Annotated in this window: 19 protein-coding genes and 1 pseudogene; 5 read left to right on the forward strand and 15 right to left on the reverse strand. The window is 70.3% G+C overall.

Annotation, left to right across the window (positions count from 1 at the left end):
- Nucleotides 1-169: 169 nt before the first annotated feature.
- The 4 genes from H299_RS0110535 to H299_RS39050 form a co-directional block, all read right to left on the reverse strand.
- The gene (locus tag H299_RS0110535; RefSeq protein WP_027748382.1) at nt 170-1,588 is read right to left on the reverse strand and encodes a hypothetical protein; all 1,419 of its coding nucleotides are present in this window, start codon (nt 1,586-1,588) and stop codon (nt 170-172) included.
- A 756-nt stretch (nt 1,589-2,344) separates the two neighbouring features.
- On the reverse strand, nt 2,345-4,969 hold the full coding sequence (locus H299_RS0110540; protein WP_027748383.1) for a DEAD/DEAH box helicase: 2,625 nt from the start codon (nt 4,967-4,969) through the stop codon (nt 2,345-2,347).
- 166 nt (nt 4,970-5,135) lie between these two features.
- Nucleotides 5,136-5,837, reverse strand: coding sequence for a hypothetical protein (locus H299_RS0110545; protein ID WP_027748384.1), 702 nt, complete (start codon nt 5,835-5,837; stop codon nt 5,136-5,138).
- Nucleotides 5,834-8,350, reverse strand: coding sequence for a CHAT domain-containing protein (locus H299_RS39050; protein WP_106965772.1), 2,517 nt, complete (start codon nt 8,348-8,350; stop codon nt 5,834-5,836). The genes H299_RS0110545 and H299_RS39050 overlap by 4 nt, the downstream gene beginning before the upstream one ends.
- 127 nt (nt 8,351-8,477) lie before the next feature.
- Here H299_RS39050 and H299_RS0110565 point away from each other — a divergent pair, with 127 nt between their 5' ends.
- Both H299_RS0110565 and H299_RS0110570 read left to right on the forward strand, forming a co-directional pair.
- Nucleotides 8,478-8,906 (forward strand): hypothetical protein, encoded by a 429-nt coding sequence (locus tag H299_RS0110565; RefSeq protein WP_027748387.1) that lies wholly within the window; start codon nt 8,478-8,480, stop codon nt 8,904-8,906.
- A 555-nt stretch (nt 8,907-9,461) separates the two neighbouring features.
- A complete protein-coding gene (locus H299_RS0110570; protein ID WP_027748388.1) occupies nt 9,462-9,914 on the forward strand; it encodes a hypothetical protein in 453 nt (150 codons plus the stop codon).
- Nucleotides 9,915-10,880: 966 nt separating this feature from the next.
- Here H299_RS0110570 and H299_RS39915 read toward each other — a convergent pair.
- From H299_RS39915 to H299_RS0110600, 6 genes and pseudogenes are all read right to left on the reverse strand, one after another.
- Nucleotides 10,881-12,143 (reverse strand): sensor histidine kinase, encoded by a 1,263-nt coding sequence (locus H299_RS39915; protein WP_051262307.1) that lies wholly within the window; start codon nt 12,141-12,143, stop codon nt 10,881-10,883.
- Between the two features lie 232 nt (nt 12,144-12,375).
- Nucleotides 12,376-12,963 (reverse strand): annotated as a pseudogene (locus tag H299_RS39060) (response regulator transcription factor); the annotation flags it as partial.
- A gap of 100 nt (nt 12,964-13,063) precedes the next feature.
- Nucleotides 13,064-13,549, reverse strand: a complete 486-nt coding sequence (locus H299_RS0110585) for a hypothetical protein (RefSeq protein ID WP_027748390.1) — start codon at nt 13,547-13,549, stop codon at nt 13,064-13,066.
- 76 nt (nt 13,550-13,625) lie between these two features.
- The gene (locus H299_RS0110590) at nt 13,626-14,453 is read right to left on the reverse strand and encodes a GNAT family N-acetyltransferase (RefSeq protein ID WP_486587226.1); all 828 of its coding nucleotides are present in this window, start codon (nt 14,451-14,453) and stop codon (nt 13,626-13,628) included.
- Between the two features lie 64 nt (nt 14,454-14,517).
- Nucleotides 14,518-15,384, reverse strand: a complete 867-nt coding sequence (locus tag H299_RS0110595; protein ID WP_027748392.1) for an RNA polymerase sigma-70 factor — start codon at nt 15,382-15,384, stop codon at nt 14,518-14,520.
- Nucleotides 15,381-15,959 carry a carboxymuconolactone decarboxylase family protein gene (locus H299_RS0110600; RefSeq protein ID WP_027748393.1) on the reverse strand — a complete coding sequence of 193 codons (579 nt, stop codon included), beginning with the start codon at nt 15,957-15,959 and terminating at the stop codon, nt 15,381-15,383. Before H299_RS0110600 ends, H299_RS0110595 begins: the two co-directional genes overlap by 4 nt.
- Nucleotides 15,960-16,151: 192 nt before the next feature.
- Here H299_RS0110600 and prcB point away from each other — a divergent pair, with 192 nt between their 5' ends.
- Nucleotides 16,152-17,027 carry a proteasome subunit beta gene (gene prcB, locus H299_RS0110605; protein ID WP_027748394.1) on the forward strand — a complete coding sequence of 292 codons (876 nt, stop codon included), beginning with the start codon at nt 16,152-16,154 and terminating at the stop codon, nt 17,025-17,027.
- A 198-nt stretch (nt 17,028-17,225) separates the two neighbouring features.
- On the forward strand, nt 17,226-18,215 hold the full coding sequence (locus H299_RS37525; protein ID WP_051262309.1) for a hypothetical protein: 990 nt from the start codon (nt 17,226-17,228) through the stop codon (nt 18,213-18,215).
- Nucleotides 18,216-18,218: 3 nt separating this feature from the next.
- Here the strand turns inward: H299_RS37525 and H299_RS0110615 are convergent, their stop codons facing one another.
- The 4 genes from H299_RS0110615 to H299_RS0110630 form a co-directional block, all read right to left on the reverse strand.
- The gene (locus H299_RS0110615; RefSeq protein WP_027748395.1) at nt 18,219-18,662 is read right to left on the reverse strand and encodes a MarR family transcriptional regulator; all 444 of its coding nucleotides are present in this window, start codon (nt 18,660-18,662) and stop codon (nt 18,219-18,221) included.
- A gap of 99 nt (nt 18,663-18,761) precedes the next feature.
- The gene (locus tag H299_RS0110620) at nt 18,762-19,889 is read right to left on the reverse strand and encodes an IS701 family transposase (RefSeq protein WP_486587238.1); all 1,128 of its coding nucleotides are present in this window, start codon (nt 19,887-19,889) and stop codon (nt 18,762-18,764) included.
- Nucleotides 19,890-20,032: 143 nt separating this feature from the next.
- On the reverse strand, nt 20,033-21,286 hold the full coding sequence (locus H299_RS33355; protein WP_037758478.1) for a serine hydrolase domain-containing protein: 1,254 nt from the start codon (nt 21,284-21,286) through the stop codon (nt 20,033-20,035).
- A gap of 64 nt (nt 21,287-21,350) precedes the next feature.
- Nucleotides 21,351-22,334: an aldo/keto reductase gene (locus H299_RS0110630; protein WP_027748397.1), complete on the reverse strand. Its 984-nt coding sequence runs from the start codon at nt 22,332-22,334 to the stop codon at nt 21,351-21,353.
- Between the two features lie 321 nt (nt 22,335-22,655).
- On the opposite strand from H299_RS0110630, the gene H299_RS0110635 reads away from it, so the two are divergent.
- On the forward strand, nt 22,656-23,288 hold the full coding sequence (locus H299_RS0110635) for a ScbR family autoregulator-binding transcription factor (RefSeq protein WP_027748398.1): 633 nt from the start codon (nt 22,656-22,658) through the stop codon (nt 23,286-23,288).
- A 123-nt stretch (nt 23,289-23,411) separates the two neighbouring features.
- Here H299_RS0110635 and H299_RS0110640 read toward each other — a convergent pair whose 3' ends face one another.
- Nucleotides 23,412-23,828, reverse strand: coding sequence for a DMT family transporter (locus H299_RS0110640; protein ID WP_027748399.1), 417 nt, complete (start codon nt 23,826-23,828; stop codon nt 23,412-23,414).
- Nucleotides 23,829-23,917: the final 89 nt, after the last annotated feature.

The raw sequence follows: 23,917 nt of genomic DNA on the forward strand, positions 1-23,917 counted from the left end.
CGGGAGCAGCGCTGAACGGGGGTTGGGGTTCGGCGCACTCGCATCTCCTTGGAACGGGGCTGAGACTGGCGTCGGTCGGGAGGAGGCGGCGAGTATGGGCTCCACCTCTCGCGGTCACGACTCGGATGTCTTCACGCGTCCCCGGTGGATGATCCTGTGGTATCTGTTCTCAGAACGCGTGCCACCCCCGGTGTGCCTCGGGGCCGTGCGGGCTCCAACCGTTCAGGTAGGGCGCCAGTTCTTCGGGCTTCGGTTCACGAGCGGCGGGCATGGAAGGGAGGCGCGCCAACGGGTCGAGGCTCTGGACGTAGTCGCGTGCCCAGACCAGCCACCGTCGCGCCGAGGCCACTTCTGCGTCATCTTCTCCGCTTGCCGTTTCCAGTCGGCGCTCCAGAGCACTGCAGTACCTGCTCAGGTCCGCCGCCTCCTGCCACTGGCGAGCCTGTGCGCGGATCACCTCGGCGAACTGCTCCTGGACAGCCATCTCCTTCGCCGTCCCCATGGCTGCTCGCCAGCGGACCTCGCGATCGGCCTTGGCCCGCTCCTCGGCGGCCTTCCGTTGCGCGTCCTCCACGGCGCGGGTCTCGACCTCCCGGAGGACGGTTCCCAGGATGTCCTCCAGAACCCAGCGCTTGCGATCAGCCCAGCGGAACTGCCGCGCGTGGCGCCTGCCGCCGAGCTCGATCTCGAGGCGCTTCGAGCGCTCCGAATCGGTGGATTGGGGAGACTCCTGCTGGATCGTGACGGTGTAGCTGAAGCCGCTCACGACCAAGTCCAGTTCGCCCTCGCGCCGGGAGTATCCGGATGGGTAGTGCCGTCCGTTGTACGTGTACGCACGGTCGTGGTGCCGGGCGGCAACGCCGTGATCCTTCACCGTGTGCCCACGACGTGCTGCCTCGGCGGCGAGACCCTGGAGAATCAGCAGCGAACGACGACGGAGTGGGCCAGGCATGACGAGGCGGCCCTTGTCCTTGTCCAGCGCAGCCACGACCGGATGCGGGGAACGCAACTGAGCGGGGACGCGGACCGGCGGAGCCTCGTCCGACCGCTCTCGGCGCGAATTGGGGTGTGGTCCAGAGATCAGAGAGATCTGCAGGTCGCGATTCCACATGCGGAGCTTCTCGATGCGTCTGCCGTCGGGGACAAGGCCATGGCGCTTCGCATAGTCGATCACGCGGCGCCACTCCGTCACCGTGTCCTCGTCGGGCTCAGTGATGGTGACTCGTCCGTCTGCCACGAGTCGCTGGACGAGCTCCTTCGCCTTGCTCCGACGGGCGAGTGCGAGTGGTCTGTCGGCGTAGGAACGGGCTCGCGCACTGCCCGCTTCCTGGCCCTTGGTGATCTTCTTCTCTCCGGCGTGTGCGGGGTCGTCCGGATGATGGCCGTGCTGGACGTAGAAGCTGCCCGCCTCGGTGACGCGCGCATCCACCGAACCCCCACTGCGCTTGATCGTCAGCAGCCCGCGGTCGCGCAGCGCGTAGGCGGAGCGCCACTCGCCGGGTTCCCAGGACTCCTCGGACTTCTTGTCGCTCGCAATCTGGCCGAGCAGAGCGCGCTGTCGTTCGTTCAGGGGAGACCAGCGATGCATGGCAACAGCTCACACCGGGAACACGCCACGTGCAATCACACGTACGGGTGGTCGCTCATGGGAGACAGTGGGGACCTGCGGATTCGCGATCCTCAGGCGGCTCACTTACGTGCGCGCTGCGTGAGCGGACTGGGTGGCACCAGGGGGAGGAGCTGTCATGCCGATCAAGGAGACAAGCTTCTGACCAGGGGAAACGAGATCTGGTGGCACTGCCCGGCAGGCTCCGTCACGATCTTGCGGGTAACCGCGTAGGTCGGGGGTTCGACTCCCCCAGGCGGCTCCCCCTGAAGCCCAGTCAGGAAGTGTGCAGGACCAGCTTGCGAACGATCTCGGCTGGATGCGCGGATTCTCCCGACCGCCACGGTCACCACAGCGTGGCGAACGGGAGTCTCGACGTTGCTGTAGCTGGAGAAGGCGTCGCGGGCCCCGCCACCGACGACGTGCTGCACACGCCCGTTGAACAGCCGAGGACCAGACGAACGACGTCTGGCGGCGCTGCTCGCGCAGGCCCGAGACGCGAGGGGGAGGATGCGTGATCCCGGCGCCGCACCGTACGAAGGGCCCGGGCGTACTCGGAGCCGAAGGCTCGGGCCGCATCAGACCGTTCGGCCGCTGGCCCGACGAGGGCGAACGCGAGGCCGAGGACCAGGGCGAGCCGGATGAGGAACATTCCGCCGGAAACCGTAGCGGCCCAGGCCCGACATCCGCCGCCGAGGCCGTTTGGCGCGGCGGCACTGCCGGGGTGGCGACCATGCGCTACGCCATGGTGATCGGGAGGGTGGTCACCATGGCGAGCCACTGGCTGGGGAGAGCCTGTCGCTTGCTGAGGAGGTCTGCGACTACGGGCCGGGCTTCTGCGGGCGTCAGCCGGCTGGTCTGGGCCCGGATCGCTCCCCAGGCGCCCAGTACTCGCTCCGCGATCTGCTGGATCGGTTCGGGTGCCACCAGGAACAGTGGGCTGTCGGTGGCGACCAGCCTGGCGTCATGGGCCACATCCGTCTGGGGAGTGACGAACAGGATCACCGACCCTTCGGGGACCTCGCGGTGGGTTACCCCTGCCGCGTAGTTCAGGTGTGTCAGTGCCTCGCGTACCTTTCTGGAAGCGATTTTGGGGCCTGTGGCTTCGGACTTGGCCTCGATCGCGAGCCAGAAGTGCTCGCCGAACATCCACACGGAGTCGGGCTCGGAGTCCGCGGAGGAGCGTTGCAGGACGTCGGCCCCCATCAGCTCGCCCAGTGCGGTCAAGCCGTGCTCGAAGAGGGTGCTGTCGGTCTGCCACAGCCCGTCCCTGATCTTCTGCTCCGGCGGCAGCGGCTTCATGCTGGTCCGCAGCGCGTGGCCGGTGATCTGGTCGATCACCCACTCGTCGAGAGGATCGGGTGCGGTCTCCTCGGCCTGGCTGTCCGGAGTCAGGAGGGCTGCCGCCTCGAGGTTCAACTCGCTCAGCCACTGCGTCCCCTGCGCGGATACGCGCGCGTCGTCGAAGGACCGGTCCGCCACTCCCACCCAATGGGTCCCACCTGCGCCTTGTGCCGCCAGGACGGCCCAGGCCCCGGCGAGGTACTGCCACAGGGCACGGTAGTGGCCGTCGCCGCCGGCGAGCGCTTCGATCGCCCTGCGTGCTCGTTCCGCGGCTTGTTCCCAGTTGTGGTGCCACGCCGCGTTGGCAGCCTCGACCTCGAACCGGGCTGCGGCCTGCAACTGGGGTGTGCCCTCCGGTACACGGTGTGGCCGGTCATCGGTCTGCTCGCGATCACGGACGAACTCGTCGACCTTGGTCCAGTCGTCATCCCCGGCGGAGACGGTAGCGAGAGCCTCCCGTAGGTCGACCTCTGAGGAGCCCTCCTGTTCCAGGCCGAATTTGATCTCCGCGCGGATCTCGGCGGGCATGGTGTCCAGGTGGGTCGCGCAGAAGTGCTCCAGGTCGCGGCCAAGCATGATGATCGCCGCGCGGTCCTCGCTGCCGCGGGTCGCCCTTCCGGCTCCTTGGATGAGTCGGGTGCGGATCCGCTCGTTGAGTACCGCGTCGGCCCCCAGGCTCTCGTAGAGAAACCGCTCTTGCAGGTGAGCACCGGTGGGGCAGCCGTGCATGACGACGAGCCGACAGGTGTCGCCGGGAAGGTCGATCCCGTCGTACCGGTTGGCGGCGGCCAGCAGCCCGCGCTTGGCATCGCGGAACTCGTCGGGAGCGTCGTCCGACTCGCCCGTAGCCCACTTCGGCATGCCGGCCGGAGCCACCGCCTCGACCAACTGCTTGCGCTCCGTGTCGCTGCGGGCGATCACCAGGGCTTTGCCGAAGGCGTCGATCTGTCCGCGCACGAAGCCGGGAAGCCTGCCGTCGTCGAGGCCGGGGGTGAGGCCAGGGAAGCAGAAGAAGCGCCGGCCGTTGCCCTCCTCGCCGTTGTCGTCTTCCGTATCGGGGGCGAGAGCGGCGGGGTCTACTTCGATCCGATCGATCCGCCGTCGTCCGAAGGCGCGCTCCAGCTCTCCGCCGTCGCCGAGGGTGGCTGACATGTAGATGCGCTGGGCAGCGTCCTCGAACTGCTTGTGCGACAGGGTGGGAGGGACCACCGGCCGGATGAAGACCTCGTCGCTGTTCGCGTAGACCAGGCACGCCGCCAGGCCGCTGTGCCCCAGCTTCTCGTAGGCGAACCGCCACTGCGGCTCGTGCTCCAGAGCGCGCTCCAGAACCTGTTCCAGCTTGGAAGCGGCCAACGCCGTTTCGGCGACGCCCGCGAGGTACACGCGGCCCGCTGTGCGGTGATGCAGCCGCCTGGCGACGGCGGCGCTGAAGGCACCGCAACCTGTGAGCACCTCGACGACCTGGTCATACGTCGTGCTCTCCCGGTCGCGCTGGATGCGCACGCTCCAAGTGGAGGCAACCGGGCTCTCTGCCGCGTGCACGTCGTCCAAGACGAGGGCCTGCGGCGCCATCTTCGGACTGAAGTTGAACACCGCGTTGAACGTCGCGAAGGCCACAGCCTGCTTCAGCAGGAATCGCTGCTTCGCGGCAGGGGCCCATTCCTTGTGTGGACCGGTCAGGTCCACAGTCGGGACGCCGTAGAGCTCTGCTAGCCGGGCGGCCTGCTGGGCAAGCTGTCGGGTCGGCGCCAGGTAGGCCACACGCTCGTTCCTGCTGCGACGCCGCCACTCCGCGATCAGACAGCCCACCAGGGTCTTCCCCGACCCGGTGGGCATCTCGAACGCCAGTTCCTTGCTCCCGAGCTTCTCCATGTACGCGCACAGGACGCCTCGCTGACGCGCACGGAGATCGCCCGGTGCTCCAGGGCGACCCTTCAACTGCTCGAACAGGGCCATCGGCGACTCCGCGCCCGCCGCCGGGGTGCTGTTCTTCATGATGAAAGCCACGCGGAACAGCACACCACGAATCACCTGGACGTGTGACGAAAATGCCTCGCCAGCACCTCTGCCTAGGGGATGTACCCCTGCCGTCGGACGTTGTATGCCAGTAGCTTGACGACTACTGTCTTGTGGGATCGGGGACTTCTCACGCATTGACTTCTCGTGCTGAGCTCCTCCGCTGCGATCATCGCAAGTCGATGGTCCGCAGGGCAGGGGGGAGTGCGGCCCGGTAGGGGATCAGGCCGAGACGGCGCTGTTTGACCGTCGCGGCCAAGGTGATGTGGGCCAGTGCCGGCACGTCGGCGGGGACCCTGACGATGAGGGTGAGTGACTCGTCGCCGACCAGGGGTGTGCTGGCGGTGGCGCTGAACCGCCACTCCGGGTCGCTGTCGCGTTCGCCCATGCCGACCACGAACAACTCCTCACGACCGCCCTGTTCCGGTGTGTACTCCACACCGGCTTCAACGAGCATGAGCTTGGCGGTCAGCTTCAGTTGGGTGGAGGAGGGGGGCACGGGGAGGGCTCGCTTCTTCGGCGAGATGGACCATGCGATCGGCTGCCGGTCGGCCGGCTCGCCGGGAGCCTCCAACCGGATACCGATGCCTGCGTCGACGAAGGGAGTTCCGTCAGGAGAGGGGCGGAACGTACAGACCAGGCTGAGGAGGAGGTAGTCGTACTGACCGGCCTGCGACTCCAGGAAGTCCGCCCAGTTCCCGTCGTCTTCGGCGGCCTGCGCGGTGGTCAGGGGCCGCACGACGGGGGTGCCCAGCGAGATCCGCTCTCTCAGCGGGAGCAGGGGGTCGGACGAATGCAGGAGGACCGTCGGCGCAAGGTAAATGTCGTACGTCGGCGCTGTCGCCTCGGTCGGCAGGTCGAGCGGGGTCATGCGGTGGCTCCCTGGGAGGAATCGGTGGTCGTGCGCCAGTCGCCGATGAAACAGAAGGCGCCCCAGTCCCGGTAGGCGGGGTGGCGGGCGCGGGTCACGGACTGGGCTGCCCGGAACGCGGTGCGCCGATCCGGGTTAGTGGCGAGCCGTTCGTACAGCGTGCCGAAGAATCCGGTGGCCACATCGGGGGCGACCGGCCAGAGGCAGCCGACGATGGCGGCGGCACCGGCCAAGAGGAAGGCGGCGGGCAGGCCGTGCAGGTTGTCGTTGATGTCAAAACGGCCGAGGGCCGACTCGCACGCGCTCATGGTGACGAGTTCCACGCCGCGCAGGTCGGTTCTGAGGATGTCGTGGGCGAAGACCCTGCCGTCGTCGCTGTTCTCCGGATCCGGTGACAGGTACAGGCACTGATACCAGGGTGCCCACTCGTTGTGCGACCCGTGGGCCGCCACATGGACGTAGCGGGCTCCGGGGAGTGCCTCCAGGAAACGGCGGGGCGTGGCCGCCGTTCCCAGAACCGGGGCGGAGCCACCCATCGAGGCGGAAATCCGTGCGGTGTGCGCCTCCAGGGAGTCCGTGCCGCCGCTGTCGAACGCGAAGGCGGCCAACGCCTGACGTTGTGAGGGCGGGATGGGCCGGCCCGGGCGGCTGAGGAAGGACAGGCTGGGCACCTGGGTGACGGTCCAGTCGTCGGCCACCGGGCGGCCGTCGGCGGAGAGCAGGTGGAAGGGAAGGTAGTGGAGCGGACCGTTCGGCCAGATGCACAGATGGGTCTTGCCCTCGGTGAGCCAGGAGGGCAGGGCATCGGTGAACCCGGCCAGGTAGGTGCGGGAGTCGTGGGCGAGGACTCGCTGGGCGGTGCGCGTCACTTGGCGGTGTAGTGGGTCGGCGGTGATCTCACGGCGCAGTTCCGCGATCTGTGGGGCTGCGTGCGACACGTTGAGGGTGTGGCCGGCCTTGAACACCCGGTACAGTCCGCCCTCGATGTCCGGGAACACCGTCGTGCGGCAGGAGAGCCCCTCACGCGTCACCGCCAGCCCTTGCAGGGCCATGACAGGGTTGGCCGAGCCCTGGTGGCGCACCTGACTGAGGAAGAGCGAGAGCAGTACCGTCTCATCGGGCAGCAGGCTTTGGATTTCGTCGACGTGCAGTAGTGGGAGGTGTGCGGGCTGCCGGGACGCGCGCAGTTCCCGGCTGATTCTGCGATCGGCGGCACGCTGCAGGTTGCGTACTTCGGCCTCGGCATCGATGTCCGATTCAGCCTCGCCGGAACCCAGGTAGAACAGCATGGCAGTCTCGGTTCCGCCGGGCAGTTCGAAGTCGGGGAGCGGGCTGGGCAGCGCGGCCTCGCCGAGTTGTGCGCGGTCGAGGATCCGGCCCAGAGCGGGCGTGAACTTCAGTGGGCCCGAGTGTCCCGCGGCGATGGTGAAGTCCATGCCTTTCGCGGCTTGGTGCACTGCGGACAACACGGAGAAGTCGGCCGTGGTGTCGGTCAGTTTGAAGGTCAGCGACTGGTAGAGGTCCCGCAGTTTCCAGTCCACCGTCTCGTCCGTCCCGTGGCGCAGGAACACGGACGCCGGGACCAGCGCGTGGGCCGCTCGGTCGGCTGACCTTGAGTCGCAGGCGTGGGCACACCCCAGCCCGGCATCGAGGGAGGCGAGGGCGAGATCGATCTGACCGCACAGGCTGAACTGGAAGGCGGCGGATGCGAAATCACGGGCGGCGGCCTCCGGTTCCTGTTGCCTCTCTGCACGCACACCCAGGTCGTGAGCGAGTACGGCGTCGAGGTAGTGCAGCGCGTCGGCGTGCCGCAGGAGAAGCTCCGGCTCCAACCGTCTTGCTTCTTCAATGAGATCGCGGGCGGCGTCACCTGTCTCAGCCGGATCGGCATGGGCGGCGAGATGAATGAACGTCGCCGCAAGTTCCGCGGCGGACCACCCCTCGGCTACTGCGCGGGACCGTACCTCGACGGCGACTGCGTCTACCGGCGCTGGCTCCGGGAAGCAGGCCAGCCGGTCGTCGGCGAGGCAGTGCACCTCGCGCGTCCAGCGCAGTCGACGGTGGGAGTCCAGCGAGAGATCCGGCAGTTCGCGGTCCGCCGCGTCGAGCAGTTGGGCCTGCAGGTCGAGCCGGTGGGCTTCGTCGGCGAGGGTGAGTGCCTCGGCGAAGACACATGAGGCTTCGTGCTTGCCCTGTCGCGCCCGGAGGGCCGAAAGGGGGACGGGGAGCAAGCCGGGCAGTCCGTCCGGAAGGGCGACTTCGCCGAACAGGGACAGGATGCGGAGTGTGTACAGACGGCCCAGTGGATCGCGCCGCGGGTCCAGGACGTCGAACGCCTTCCGGGCTGTTAGCAGGATCTCCCGGTCGTACGACTCCTCCCGCATCCCGGCGAGGAAGGACAGCGCCTCGGCCAGGGACTTGAGAACTCGCCCGAGCGCATGCCCCGACGATAGATCCGCGGCATCCCGGAGGTACTCGACCGCGGCCGCCGCAGCTTCCGCGGGGGACGGCATGTCCGGTCCCGCAGCGTGGGCGGGGGTCGTCCGGGTAGAGGGACCGATAACGGTCCTGACGGTCCCGCCAGACGTTGAGCGCGCTGTCGAAGGGCATCCCCAGCATTTCGCCGAGATACGGACTGAGGTGCAGCAGTCCGGCGGCGAAGAGGGTCTCGGCGAGCTCGTCGGTCGCGTCGCGTTCGTGCAGTACTTCGATCTGGGTCTGCACGGCGTCGTGGGCGCGGCGGAACAGCATCCCGTCGGGACGTCCGACCAGGCTCAGACGCGCGGCCTCGACATAGGCGTCGGCAGCCCTCCACCAGGGGCTCTCGGGCACCGTTCCCCACCGTGCAGAGGCGGCCTCCAGAGCGAGGGTGAGCGCGGGCACTGCGTCCTGGGGCGCACCGGAGCCGACGAGGCCCATGGCACCGGCCACCACCGCGTCGACGGCCTCCCACGAGAGCGCGAAGGCCGGGTCCACGGCACGACGGACCGCCTCGGCCTCCGGAATGATCCGCGCGACGATCTTCGAGCCCAGCTCGGCGAGGGCCCGGGCCTGGCGCGCACTGCCTGACGCGAGCGCCGGGGCGGCTCTTGCGACCTCACCTTCCCGCTCCTCCTCAGGGCCCACAACTGTACGGCCGAGGAGGAGTCGCATTGCCTTGCGGAGGTTCGTGCGGTGGTCCGATTCCCGTCCCGAGGCCGTCTCGAGATCGACCGCCAGGCGCAGCCAGGAGACGGCTTCCCGTAGCAGGCCGACGGCTTCCGGAAGGGATGTCTCCTCAGCACCAAAGCCGAGGGACACGCCGATGCTTGCCGCCGCGTCAGCCTGCTCGGCGGAGTCTTCCGCCGCCTCGGTGAACGCCGTACGCGCGGCGGACTCCGCCGCGGTGAGGTCGGCGGGGTCGGCGGAGAGCCCGAATCGCTGGATGTGGGCGCCCGCGAGGCTCACCCGACGTCGGGCCCGCCGGGTAGGTGACTCCTCGGGAAGCGCGGCCACAAGGGTGAGCAGTTCGACGGCGGAGTCAGCATCGGCCAGCCGGTCGGCGAGCGGGCGGTCGGCGACCACCGCCCGGTGGCGGAGGGCGAGGCCCAGGGTGGTGTCGCGGTAGGGGCTGGCAGGGGAGCTGTGAAGCAGGGCTATCGCCTCGTCGAGTGCGGACGGATCGCCGCCTTCCTCGGTATCCAGTACGAGATCGCTTGCATGGTCCACAGGGTCCTGCCACGGATCGTGTCCGGTTTCCTCGGTGAGCTCGGACCACAACGCGCGGGGCACACGCCGGTGATCGACCAGATACAGCAGGCCGAAGACATGCATCGCCCTTTTGTGGTCGGCAGTCGACAGCGCAACGTCATCGTGGGCGAGAGACCTTGCCCAGTGGTACGCGGCGACCGTGTGCAGGACGTCGGTGTCCACCGCCCCTCGTTCGTCCAGGGCTCCGCCCGCGACCGCCATCAGTTCTCCGGCGGCCTTGACCCCCGCACCGTCGAGTACGACATCGGGCACCCCGCTGTTACCGAAGACCCTGACTCTGTCGGCCAGTTCTCTGAGCAGTGTGTCCCTCACCCCGTAACCTCCTGAGCGCCCAGAGTAGGCCAGCCAGTACTGGTAGGAGGCCACGGTTGGGCGTCTCACCCTTCTCGAAGACCCTCAAGGGCAGAGGGCGCATCTTCAGCGCCGGTCATGGGGATGCTTCAAGGGCGTCCAAGGCATCGGAGACATCGTCATCCCACAAGATCGCTCGCTCGGTCTGCTCCCGCGCTCCGTCTCTGAGGAAGGCATCGGCGATTTGGAGGACTCGTGCCTCAGCACAACGGTGGTTCTCACTGCTCCCTGAAACACTCGTTCGTCGGGCGGTGAGAACACGACACCGCCCGAGCTGGCTTTGGAAGGCCGGTGCGATGGCTTTCGCCTGGTCGTTGACAGCGTCCCGCGCCGACTCCTGTCCTTTCTGGTCAGAATCGTTGCGTGTGCTCTGGGAGGGGTGGCGTGGATCGTCGCCAACAGCCGTGAGGGGGGGGAGGCGACCGGACAGCCGTCGGCGCCGGTGAAAGTCAGTGCTGCATCTCGGATGTTGGCAGACACGGCTGCGTGAGCGCTGCGTGAGCGGACAGCGCAGCACCCGTTGGACCGGACGTCATGCCGGTCGAGGCCGAGAAGCCTCTGACCAGCCAAAACCGGACCGACCGTGATCACGGATCACCACCCGTCACGATCTTGCGGGCCCTCGTAATGCGTAGGTCGGGGGTTCGACTCCCCCAGGCGGCTCCGACAAAGCCCCCAGGTTGCATGCCGTGTGACCTGGGGCTTTTCGTGTTCTGGGCGATAGTCGAGTGCTTGACAGACCCGCCTCCTCGTGCCGCATCCGGACAACCGGGCACTGACCATGTCCCGAGCACTCGTCGTATGCGATACGGCGCGAGTCAATTCCTGGCAGGTCTTTCGGAGATGCACGATGCAGCCCGAATCGAATGACGACAATCGCCGAAGCCGAGGGCTGTCCTGGATCTCCGGTGGCCCGCGCGGAGCCGGGAAATCCAGGACACCTCATCCCCCGCGGGAGATCGACAGGCCGGTCCGAGGGTTACTTTCTGGATTTCCTCCGCCGACGGCACCGGCCTCGACGGAGAGCTTGGTCGGCTTCGCGCCGTCCGAGTTCTGCAGTTCCTCCTCGGTGAGCTTCCGGAGCTGCACCCTGTCCTCGGTGAGCTGGACGGCGACGCCCTCGGGCTTGTCGCCGTGCGTGGCGCCGGCCTTTCCTGCGGGCGCGGTGCTGCCGGACTGCTCGTCCGGCTTCGCGCTGCCGGAGCCGTCCCCGCTGCCTGAGAGCGCGCCCGCCGTGGATGCTACGCCGGCCGTCAGGCCGAGAGTCATGATTGCCGCTGCCGCAAAGCCGATGACCCGGTTCTTGCGCATGAAATCCTCCTGGGGAATGAGTGGGCGGACGAGCGGTACGTCGTCCGGTGAAAGAGCTGGCGTGGTGCCCTTGCTTTGCTCGGTGAATTCATTCCATCCCGCTGGGGTGTTCAGCGCGGTAAGCGAGCGAAGCGAAATGCAGAGTGTGTTCTTATCGCCGTGGCACAGAGTGGGTCCCGGTCTGCCGGTTCCGTCAGGTGGCTCGAAGAGACCCTCGACACGCTCGGGGTCGACCGGTCGTCCGGTGTTGGTGACGGTGAGCGTCTTGCCGTGCAGCGTCACCTCGACCCGGCCGCCGGGCCGGTTGTACCGTAGCGCGTTGCTCACCAGGTTGGCGATGAGATGGCGGAGCAGGACCGGCTCGCCGCTGATCCGCGCGGGAGCGTCGAACTCCGTGCGCAGCGTGAGTCCCTTCTCCTTGGCGAGGTGCCGCAGGTCGGCCGTGGCCGCTTCGGTCACGTCCGTCAGTTCAACGTCCTCCGTGCGCTCCAGCCCACGGTCGTCGCTGCGCGCCAGGAGCAGCAGCGACGAGATGAGCTGCTCGGCCTCACGGTTGGTGGTGAGCAGGTCCTCGCGGGTCTCCGCCAGATCGTCCGGAAGCGGACCGGCGAGCCCGACCTCGATAGTGGCGCGCTGCACGGCGAGTGGGGTGCGCAGTTCGTGGGAGGCGTTGGAGACGAAGCGGCGCTGGCTGTCGAAGGAGCGCTGCAAGCGGTCCATCATGGAGTCGAAGGCGTCCGCGAGTTGGTGCAGTTTGTCGTCCGGGCCGCTCAGGCCGAGCCGCCGGTCGAGGCTCTGTTCGCTCATCCGCAGCGCCGTCTCGGTGACCGCGGAGACGGGACGGAGCGCCCGGCTCGCCAGCCATCTGCCGGTCAGTGCGGCGACGATGGTCATGAGGACCAGGCCGATGGCCGATCAGAAGAGCATTTGCTGGAGCGCCGTGGTCTGCACGGTGTGCACGGTCTCTCTGACCAGGGCGATTGCCTCGCTTCCCGTGTCGTCGGCCGTACCTGGCCGGGTATGTCCCTGGTCGGGCTCCGTCGACGACGGTGCTTCCTCCGGAGGAGCCGATTCCCACTGCGCGGCCGGCGACGCCGTGTCGTCCGGAACCACGGGGGCCTTGCTCACAGAGATGTCGGCCGTCTTCTCCGGTGTCGACGGTGATCGTGCTGGGACCGCCGAGCTTTCTCCGTAGCCTGCTCACGATGGCGCGGACGCGGCTGGTGCGAGGGTCGATGTTCGTGTCCCAGACCGCCCCGAGGAGTTCCCGGTGGGAGACGGCCTCGCCACGGGACTTCAGCAGTACGTCGAGGACGTCGAACCCCTTGGGCGTGAGGTCGACCGGACGGCCATGGGCGAACACTTCGCGGCGTGCACGGTTCAGCCGGATGCCGCCGTATCGCAGCACCGTGTCCGGCGCATCGGCCGCGCGGCGGTACAGGGTCCTGATACGGGCCACCAGTTCGGCGAAGTCGAAGGGTTTCGCCAGGTAGTCGTCGGCGCCGAGTTCGGTCAGCCCGTAGACCTTGTCCTCGGTTCCGCCGGCCGCCGTCAGCAGCAGTACCCGGGGGCGCTCCGTCAGGCCCGTCAGGCGTCGGCACACCTCATCTCCTGTCAGCACCGGCAGATCGCGGTCGAGCACGAGCACGTCGTAGTCGGTCAGCAGGCACATCCGCTCGCGCTCGGGAAAGCAGCCGCACGATTGCAGGCACATAAGAGTCTTAGCGAGGTCAGAGAGGAGCCCGCCTACGCCGGGAGTCGGTTCGGTCCCGCCCCCGGGCGGCAGTTGGGCGCGTGCCGGGAGCGGCCCGAGGCTACGTGACCAGCGGCTCGGCCAGGAGGACGACGCGATCGGCTTCGACGTCGAAGCCGAGCACCGGACGGCCGTGGTCGGCCTCGGCACCCATCAGGACCGGCTTGCCCAAGTGCCGCCCGATGTCCCGGAGGAAGCCGCAGAACACATCGAGCCGCTCTTGGCCCTGCAACTCCCGCAGGTCGACGTCGAATTCGATGACCTGGTCGTCGAGGAAGCGGAGGATCACCGACACGTCGGCAGTCGGCCAGACCCGCAAGTGCGGGTAGTCGGTGTCCGCCAGGCGGGACAGCACGGATTCCGCACGAGGCAGCAGCACCTCGATCTCGTCCTCGGAGTACTGGTACTTCCAGCCCTTCGCATCGACAAGGCCGAGGAACGCCTGCCAGTCCTCCCTCGAGCAGTCCGGGACATGCACGTCCGGCAGCGTGCCCAGCAGGTCCGGGTCGAAGAGGGAGCGCACGTCATCCCAGAGCAGATCAGCCACGCCGTCATTCTGCGCACGCCCTCGACCCGGCACAACCCGGCTCCCCAGGCCGGAGGGGCCTGGACCCCCCCGGTGGTCAGGAGGTGGAGGACCACCAGGTGGAGGGGGCCGCGGTGGTGAAGCCGAGGGATTCGTAGAGCGGTCTCCCCAGGCGGGAGGCGGTGAGGGTCACCGGCAGGTGGGCCAGGGGCGCGAGCGAGCCGAGCATGACGGCGCGCCCCACGCCGCGCGAGCGGTGCTCGGGGGACGTACCGACCCAGTAGTAGCTGCCGAACCCCTGGTCGGCGACGCTGACGCAGGCGCCGACGGCCTGGCCGTCGAGCAGGGCGAGGTACACGTCCACGCCGGGCTGTTCGAGCAGCGTCGCGGGGAACTTCTCGCCGCTTCGGTGGGGCAGGAACCTGGACAGCTCGAAGCCCGTGATCACGATCCGCTCGGCCGCCTCCAGCTCCGCTGCCCGCCGCACCCGGGTCACCTCCATCGCCGGGGCGGCGACGGGGAGGCCCGGCGGGCGCAGCATGATCGGCATCTGCCAGTTGCGCATGCGCAGGTGGCTGAGGTCGGTCGAGCTGAACGGGTCCTCGGCGTCGACGGGGCCGGGCGAACGGGCGGCCAGTCCGGTCAGTTCGGCGAGCGTGCCCGTGCCGAGGGCGGGCTGCTGAAGCAGGAACCGCGTCCCGGCGCGCTCGTCGCCGACGACGGCGAGGAAGTCCCGGTGGCGGATCACCTCGTGGCCCCGTGCCTTGCCGACCGCGGCCCAGAAGGCGGCGGAGTTGCGCGCCTGGCGCATCGGCGCCTCGTCGAGGCCGGCGGGCCGGGCCGGGCGGTCTGGCCGGTCTGACCGGTCCGGGCCGTTCGCTATTCCGCTGCGGGCCGGGGGAGGGGTCTGGGACGTACTGGCCATGGGTGGCTCCTGTTCCGTGCTTGACCTCGATGATCCACCCTTCGCCTGGCGCCCCGCCGCGTGCCTACCGCGCGAGGTCGGCCGGTGTGTCCAGCCGGGTCAGCTTCTGCGGGTTGCGCACCACGTAGATCCGGGTGATCCGTCCGCCCATGCTCGTGAGGCTCACCGCGGCCGGTTCGCCGTCGAAGTCGATACGGCAGGCCGGACCGCCGTTGAGCCAGACCGCCGCCGTCGCCAGCTGGGCCGACCTCCGCTGCGCGCCCGCCAGCAGCTTCGCCACCACCTCGGCCCCGTGGATCGGTGCCAGTGCGGCGGCGACCTGCCCGCCGCCGTCGGCGATCATGACCACGTCCGGTGCCAGGAGCTGCATCAGCTCCTGCAACTGCCCGGTGCGCAGCGCGAGCAGGAAGCGGTCTACCACGGCCCGCTGCTCCGACGGGCTCACCCGCACCCGCGGCCGCCGGGCCGCCACGTGGGAGCGTGCCCGCCGTGCGATCTGCCGCACCGCGGCGGCGGACTTGCCCGTCGCCTCGGCGATCTCGCCGTACGGCAGCTCGAACACCTCGCGCAGCACGAACACCGCCCGCTCCGTCGGCCCGAGCGTCTCCAGCACGGTCAGCATCGCGATCGAGACGTTCTCCGCGAGTTCGACGTCCTCGGCGACGTCCGGGCTGGTCAGCAGCGGTTCCGGCAGCCACTCGCCCACGTACTCCTCGCGGCTGCGCGACAGCGTGCGCAGCCGGTTGAGCGCCTGCCGGGACACCGTCCGTACGAGGTACGCCCGCGGGTCGTGCACCTGCGAGCGGTCGATGCCCGCCCACCGCAGCCACGACTCCTGCACCACGTCCTCCGCGTCGGCCGCCGACCCGAGCAGCTCGTAGGCGACCGTGAACAGCAGGCTGCGATGGGTGACGAAGGGATCTTCGGTCATGCCGTCGACGCCGCGCCGGTGTTCTCGGGACGTGCCGCCAGCGGCACCTCGCACGCGGCGGAGAAGCCCTGCGACTCGATGCCGTGCGCCGCGTTGTTCCTGGTGGACAGGTTGGCGAAGGCGATGCACGCGGTCAGTTCCACCATCGCTGAGGGGCCGAGCCGCTCCAGCAGGCGCGCGTACAGCTCGTCGGTGACGGTCGGCGGCGTGTGCGTCATGGCCTCGGCGTACTCCAGGGTGTCCCGCTCCAGCGGCGTGAACACCTCCGACTCCCGCCAGCGCGGCACCTGGCTGGCCTTGGCCAGGTCCAGGTCCTGGTGCAGCGCCTGGAAGTAGTTGACGTCGAGGCACCAGCCGCAGCCGACCTGTGCCGCGACGGCCATGTGCGCGAACGTCTTGAGGCCCTCGTCCGCGCCGTCCCACGCGCTCACCCTGCCCCCGAACTCCGCTGAGTCCTGAGCGACTTTGAGGTTGTGCGCCGTCACCTCAAGGGGTACGGGCACGGCGCCGAACTGCTTGATCGCGCCCTCGCGCATCTCGTCGGCCAGCTCGGCTTTCGTCAGGCGAAGCGCCATGGTGTCCTCCTGGGAAGAGTGTCTGTACGGCATGAAGACACCGCCCGCCCCGCGTGTGTGACACGGGCGCGGCGAACGCGCTTGATTGCCCGGCAGGTTGGCGGCCGGCCCGCTCTGTCCGGGAATGGCGTTTCCCGCCTTCCCGCCTCTGGTAGTAGTGGGAGATACCCGGTCACCGGTGTGAGGAGAGGCATGATCTGGAACGAGTCCGACGGCCGCCTGGGATCGGAGTTCTTCACCCCCGGAGGTTCCTCCTTCACCGAGTTCCTGGCGGCGCACCGCCCGGAGATGCTGAGCACGGGGCCGAGCACCGGCCCGGGCACGGGCGGGCTTCCGGCGGGCGCCGGGGCGGCCTCCGACCGCTTCCCGCACGGTACGACGGTGCTTGCCCTCACCTACCGGGACGGCGTGCTGATCGCTGGCGACCGCAGGGCCACGATGGGCAACGTCATCGCGCAGCGCGACTTGGAGAAGGTGCATCCCGCCGACGACTACACGGCGGTCGCCTTCGCGGGCACCGTGGGCCTCGCGGTGGACATGGTGCGGCTCTACCAGGTCGAGTTGACGCACTTCGAGAAGATCGAGGGCTCGCCGATGACCCTCGACGCGAAGGCGAACCGCCTGGCGTCCATGATCCGGCAGAACCTCGGGCAGGCGATGCAGGGGTTGGCGGTGGTGCCGCTGCTCGTGGGGTACGACGGCAGGGCGTCCGAGGGGCGCCGGGGGCGCATCTTCAGCTACGACGTCACCGGAGGGCCGTACGAGAAGGCGGACTTCTACGCCGAGGGTTCCGGTTCTCCTTACGCCCGGGGCGCGTTGAAGAAGCTCTTCCGGCAGGACATGTCCCGCACCGACGCGGCACTGGCCGCGCTCCAGGCGCTGTACGACGCGGCCGACGACGACTCCGCGACGGGCGGGCCCGACCTCACCCGGGGCATCTACCCCATCGTGTCGGTCATCACGGAAGAGGGCTTCGAGCGCCTGCCGGAGTCGGAGACGGCGGAGCTGTGCCGCCGTATGGCCGCCCAGCGCGACGCGCGTCCGGACGGCCCGGCCGCGAGCGGGTGAGCCGGGGCTCGCCGTGGGCGGGCCGCCCAACCCTTCCAGGCTGATCATCACACTGGGCGAGGGGAGATCGTCGCATCGTCACATGCGGTGTAGCCTGCCGTCTTGAACGGGTTGCCTCATCACGGACATGAGGCGGCCCCCGGAGGTGTTAGCGCACCACCCGAGGGCCTACACCCCGAGGACCACGGAGTCCCCACGATGCTTCGGCATGTTATCGCTCCCACGCGCGCTTTCGCGCAGATCCCCCACGCCATCCTGCGCCACCCCCGCCTCTCACCGGAGGCGAAAACCCTGCTGGCCTGGCAGCTCTCCCTGCCCGCCGGAGAGCGGCAGTGCCTGAGCGCGACGGCCGAGAAAGCCGGGATCAAGCGGACCGCCTTCCAGCGGGCCAAGGACCAACTCCGGCGCGAGGGCTACCTCCACGAGTGGCGCACCCGCCGCGAGCGCGGACGCTTCCGTACCGTCCAGCTCGTCTCCAGCACCGCACTGGACGCGGGGGAAGCCCTCGCGGTGCGCGACGGACTGTCACCGGCACCGGGCGACGCCCCGCACCCCGCCGCCACGGCGGCCGAGGTACGGCCGGGTGCCGCCCCACCGGCCGCCGGTCAGCCGAGCCCCCGGTCCGTCGGCCGTCCACCAAAGAAGAACACCGGGAAGAACACCACCCCACCCACCCCCGCACCCCCGCCGGGCGTGCTCGCCGCCGCGCAGACGCTGCTCCTCTCCCTGGCCGAGCTGGACCCCCGCCTGGCCATGCCCGCCCGCACAGCACGCCACTGGGCTCCCCTGGCCGCCAGGTGGCTGCACAGCGGCCTCACCCACCCCCACATCCGGCACACCCTCACCGACGGCCTCCGCCACGCCCGCACCCCGCTGGGCGCCCTGCGCTGGCGGCTCGAACACGCCCTCCCGGACACCCCGCCGCCACCTCCGGCGAAACCCGCGCCGCGTATCCACGGCATGCGCGAATGCCCGACCCGCCACATCCAGCCCCGCCTGTTCACCCCACCGCCGGGCAGCGACGAGCAGCTGTGCCCCGACTGCCGCACCCCCGACGACGCCCCGCCCGCCGCCGCGCCGCACCCCACGGAAACCACCGGATACGCCACCTTCCGCAACGCCCGCAGGAACACCCGCCCCCACCCGGCGTACGAAGGGGACGGCGCGCAGGCGGCCCGGTACCGGTAGGCGTCAGACGGCGCTGCGCAGCGCCTGCACGGCGCGGGCGTACTGCGCGTCGTTGCTCGCGGTGTTGAGGGCCGAGCTGAGGACGTCGGCGTACGTGGCGCGGGCGTCCTGGTAGTGCTTGCGGCCTTCGTCGGTGATGACGGCGTAGACGCCGCGCTTGTCGTCGGCGCAGTAGTCCTTGTGGGCGTAGCCGGTGCTGTCCAGCCGCCCGACCAGGCGCGTCACCGAACTCTGGCTCAGGCCGATGTGGTCCGCCAGCTCCTGCATGCGGCGCTCGCCCTTCTCGGCCTGGGTGAGGGCCTCCAGTGCGCGGTACTCGGAGAGGCCGACGCCGTAGCGGCGCTGCAAGGCGTGCGCGAGCTGGCGTTCCACGAAGGCGTGCAGGCCGAGGACGGCCTCCCACATGGCCTGGTCGGAGGCGGCGCGCGGCTGCTGCTGGACGGTCATGGAGCGGCTCCCCGTATCGACTGAGATGAACACCCAAGATACATGTTCATGCAATCATCTGGGGAGGGTCGGGATCGATCGAAGGGTCCCCGTACGGGGCTAGGCGCTTGCAGGCGCAAGCAAGGAGTCGGTGCGTGCGTCCTCCAGGGTGCTGCTGGCGTAGGCCGCCGAGACCAGCGTCATGTGCCGGTGCCAGCCGGGGAAGGACCGGCCCTCGAAGTCGAGGAGGCCGAAGTCCTCGCCCATGCGGTGGATCGCATCCTGCGCCCCCTGGGGGGATCGGGCCAGCTCCAGCAGTTCGGCCGGGTGGCGGTCGGTGATGTTCGTCAGCCAGATCCGCCCCGGGCGCCCGCTTCCCGCGTCCCGCTCGGCCAGCAGCCGGCCTGTCCCGTGACCGCGCTCGCCGTCCGGGCCCGGTCCGGGCACCGCCGTGTCGTACGAGAGGACCTGCCGGCCCGCCCCCGCCGGGTGCCGTATGCCCCGGCGCAGCAGCAGGCCGCGTACCGACTCCCGTTCGCCGGGCGGCAGTTCCGCCTCGGCCAGGGTGGTCTGGCCCGGGAGGGCGAGGACGAAGGCGTGCCCGCCGGCGTGCAGCCGCCGGATCAGCGGCACGACGTCGCACAGGGCCGTCAGGTCGGCCACCACCGGCGCCGCCTGCCCGTCCGACCGGGAGGTCATCTCGCGGACCAGGTGCAGGGCGTGGTCCCACAGCGGCTGGGCCTCCGCCGTCGCGGGGATCTTCGCCCGGTCGCGCACCGCCTCGTCGCTGGTGAAGCGGGGAGGGAGGAAGAGCCGCCAGTCGACCGGTACGTGCGCGTGCCCGGCGTCCAGGAACAGGCCGAGGCCCAGTTGGCAGTTGACGGTGCGCCCGGTCTCCGGCAGGAAGCGCCGGTGCACCCCGGCCGAGCAGCTGCCGCGCTTGGGCAGCACCGCCGGTGCCAGCGTCCAGGCGCGTACCGGCAGCGATCGGGCGGCCCAGCGGGCCAGCTCGCCGCGCGCCGGGGCCCACGGCCACGGGCTGGCGTTGACGAACTGGTGCAGCGCCGCCGACGCCGCCTCCGAGCCGGTCACGACGGCCGCCATCCGGCGCACGGTCTTCTTCCCCTCCGTCCGCAGCAGCCCCTGGAGGTACACGTGCCCCCAGCGCTGCTGGTCGGAGCGGTGCAGATGGCCGAAGAGGCGCCGGGACAGCTCGTTTGGCGGCCGGCCCGCCACGATGTCGGGCATCTGGTGCGTCGTCGTCACAGCGGGTCCCTTCCAGATGGCGTCGATGAGCTTGATGGGCACAGTAGCAAATAAAAAGAATGCTCGTTATGTTTTTGCGTGAGACGACGACCACTTGCCGAGGTCACAAGCGGCTACGGCCCGGCTCAGGCGTCCCGCGACGCCGCTGCCCCCGCCACCGCGCCCGCCGCCGCCTCCAGGACCCGCGCGTCCAGGTCCGCCGTCAGCCGGCCGCGTACCCAGGCGGCCCCGGCCCTGGCCTGCGGCCAGGCCTGATAGGCGACGCCGCCGGGACCCTGGTGCCCGAAGGCGCCCGAGCGGACGGCCGGATGGCTCCCCTCGCCGAGGAGCCGGAGGCCGCCCTCGCCGTACGCGCTGACCCCGCCCAGCAGCGGGTCCAGCCCCTCGGCCCAGAAGCTCCGAGCCTGGTCGAGCGTGCGCCGCGAGAGCAGCAGCGGCTGCTCGCCCGGGGCCCGTACGGCGTCCTCGGCCAGCACGCCCTGGAGCCGGGCGAGGCCGCGGGCCGACGCGTACGCGCCCAGCGAGGGGACGAGCGCGTGGCGCCGCCGGGCCTCGTTCCACACCCCGGCGTCCGCGGGGAAGGGGGACGGGTTGTGCCACACGCGTTCGAAGAGGTCCGCCGGGCCGCCGTCCGCCGCCTGGAGGCGGGCGGTGAAGTCCGCGTCGTACGAGATCCGCGCGGTCTGCGGCAACTGGTCGGTGACCAGGCCGAAATGGACGTCCAGGCCCAGCGGGCCCGCGATCTCCTCCAGGAAGAACAGGTCGAGCGCGCGGCCGTCGACCCGGCGTACCACCTCGGCGGCGATCCACCCGGCGGTCCATGGCCCGTGCAGCACGCCGTCGGCCCGCGGGTCGTCCTCCAGGCCGTGCATGGCGAGCAGCGCGGCCATCATGCGCGGGTTCTCGACGTCCCGCTGATCGAGGCCCGGCGCCATGCCGGGGAGGCGGGCGGTGAAGGTCAGCACGTCCCGCAGCGTCACCGCGCCCTTGCCGTGCGCCGCGAACTCCGGCCAGTACGCGGCGACGGGCCGGTCCAGGCTGAGCGCGCCCATGTCGGCGAGCAGCAGGACCGCCGTGGCCAGGACCCCGTGGGAGCCCGTCAGCACCGGCGCGAGAGTGTCACCCGTCCACGGCGCCCCGGTGACCGGGTCGGCGGTGCCGTGCCACAGGTCGACGACGAGTTCGCCCTCCCGTACCACCGCCAGCGCGGCCCCTTGGGAACCAGGCGGGCCCGCCTCCCGGCAAGCCCGTTCGAAGACGTGGCGTACGGAGGCGAAGCCGGGCGCCGTGGTCCCGTGGACGTCGGTCGTCGTCATCGCCCGCGGCTGGGGCTGCGGCTGGGGCCGGGGGCGGACGTGCGGTGCGAGAGAGGTCGTCATGCGGAGGACTCCAGAGAAGAGGGAAGGGCGGGGACGGCGGAGTGCGGTGCGAGCCGGGTCCGGCTCACGAGGGGGAGGCGCCTGCCGGACGGGAAAGGAACTCCAGTTCGGTCAGGTCCTGCTCGGTCAGGCGGACCCGGTCGCCGCCGAGGTTCTCCGCCAGATGCTCCGGCACCCTCGTGCCGGGCAGCGGCACCACGTGCTCGCCCAGCCGCAGCAGCCAGGCCAGCGCGACCTGTGCCGGGGTGACCCCGTGCCGGGCGGCCACCTGGGCGACGGCCCGCAGGAGCGCCAGGTTGTGGCGGACGGTTCCGGGGGCGCGGCGGGGCTGGGCGCGCGCCCAGCCGCCTGGGGGCAGTTCCTCGGGCCGGGACTCCTCGGGCCGGGACTCCGCAGACCGGGGCGGCGCGCCCGCCAGCAGACCGCGGCCGAGCGGGGCGCCTGCCAGCAGCGCGATCCGGCGCTCCACCGCGTACGGGACGACGTCCGCAAGCCCGCGGCGCGTGAAGAGCGACACCTCCGCGGCCATCGCCGCCGCCTCGTGCACGGCTTCGGCGGCCCGGGCCTCCCGCACGGTGACGGCGGGCAGCCCCAGCATGCGGATCTTGCCCGCCCAGACCTGCTCGGCCAGCGCACCCCAGCTCTCCTCCAGCGGTACGCCGGGATCGACGCCGCGCAGCAGGTAGAGGTCGACGTGGTCCACGTGCAGCTGGCGCAGGCTCTCGTCGACGGCGTCCCGCAGCTCCCGCGGACCGCCCGCCGGGCGCAGCACGCCGTCCGCACCGCCGAGCAGTCCGCCGCCGGTGCACAGCACCACCTCGTCCCGGCGTCCGCGGATGGCCTCGCCGACCAGCCGTTCGTTGTCCCCGGCCGCGTAGGCGCCGGCCGTCTCCACGAGGTTGACCCCGAGGTCCACCGCCTCCTGGACGAGCGAGACGGCCTTGCGCCTGCCTCTCAGCGCCGGGGCGCGGCGGGGCGAAAGGGCCCTCGCCCCCAGCCCCAGCCGGCCGACGACCGGCCCGTCCCTGCCCAGTGTCGTGGTGCGCATCCTGCGGGATCTCCCTTCTGCGCGGAGGAAAGCAACCACTCCATGGCAGCAGCCCCGGGACGCCGGGGCACAGCATCCCGCTGCTACTTGCCGATCTCGGACGACTTCGGCATGTCTGCCGGGCGTTGACCTGTCGCGGGGCGGGCCGCCCACCAGGTGTTGCTACGCAGAGGTGCGGCTGAGTCGCTCCCTGCACGCGGAAGCGCGCTCGTGGGGCGATCCAGGCGCAGAGCGGGCCGAAGCCGTGCACAGCGGACACGGCTGGAGTGCGGCCCGACTCGGATAACGTAAAGAGCATTCGTTTTGGAAAGGTGGGCCGAGATGGCGCAACTCAAACAGGAGCGGGCCGAACAGACCCGCCGCGTGCTCCTGCACGCAGCCGCGGAGGTCTTCGACGAGTTCGGCTACGCGGGGGCCAGTATCACCCGCATCCTCCAGCGCGCCGGTGTGACGGCAGGGGCGCTCTACTTCCACTTCGGCTCCAAGGAGAACCTGGCCAAGGCGGTGATGAACAGCCAGCCGGGGACCATCGTCCCGCTGCTCGCGGCCGGGGGCCTGCAGCGGCTCATCGACCTCACCCTCGTGTGGTCGTGGCAGCTCCAGCGCGACCCGCTGCTCCGGGCCGGCGTACGGCTGACGAACGAACAGGCCTCTGCGAGCGGCGCGCTGAACGCCGATCCGTACGCGGACTTCCGCGGGATCATGGCGGAGTACCTGCGGGAGGCGCGGGAGGAAGGCGAGTTGCAGCCGGGCATCGATCCCGTCGCGGTCGCGGAGTTCGTGGTCTCCGCCTGTACCGGAATGCAGATGTACTCCAACGTCGCCAGTGGCCGCAAGGACCTTCCCGAGCGCACCCAGCAGATGTGGAACCTGCTCCTGCCGGGCATCGCGGTCCCGTCCGTGATCGCCCGCGCCGAGGCGACCCCCGCCCGGGGCGCCGCGATGATGCCCTGACCGCTCTGGACGCCCCGACCGCCCCGGGGGCGCCCCGGGCGGAACGGCGGGGGCACGCCGGAGGCGCCCGCGGCCCCTGTCGGAGAGGGGCGGCGGGCGCCTGCGGCGCGTCACCGGAACACATCAGGCGTGCAGCGCCTCGGCCCGGTCCGCGACAGGACTCGGCTCCCGTGTCACGGCAGCCGGCTCGGGCTTCGTGCGGTCGGCGAGCTTGAGCCAGACGACCCCGGCGATGATGACCGCCAGCCACGCGACCTTGGCGACGGTGAGGGTCTCGTCGAAGAAGAGCGGGCCGAAGACCGCGGCGCCGACGGCGCCGATGCCCGCCCAGACGGCGTAGCCGATGCTCACGTCGATCGAGCGCAGGGCGAGGCTCAGCGAGTAGAGCGTCAGCAGGAAGAAGACCACGGCGACCAGGGACCAGGTCAGGATGGTGAAGCCTTCGCTGCCGCCGACGGCGAGTGCGTAGCCGATCTCGAAGACTCCGGCCAGTACGAGCATGAGCCAGGCGTTGGTGGAACTCCGGGGTGCGTGGGACATGGGAGATGAGTCCTTACGTGGGGAGGTCGTCAGGTGGGTGCGCGTTGCGGGGTGGTGCGAGGCGTTGCGATGCGTTGGGGGCGGAGCAG

The sequence above is a fragment of the Streptomyces sp. CNH287 genome, from assembly GCF_000424825.1.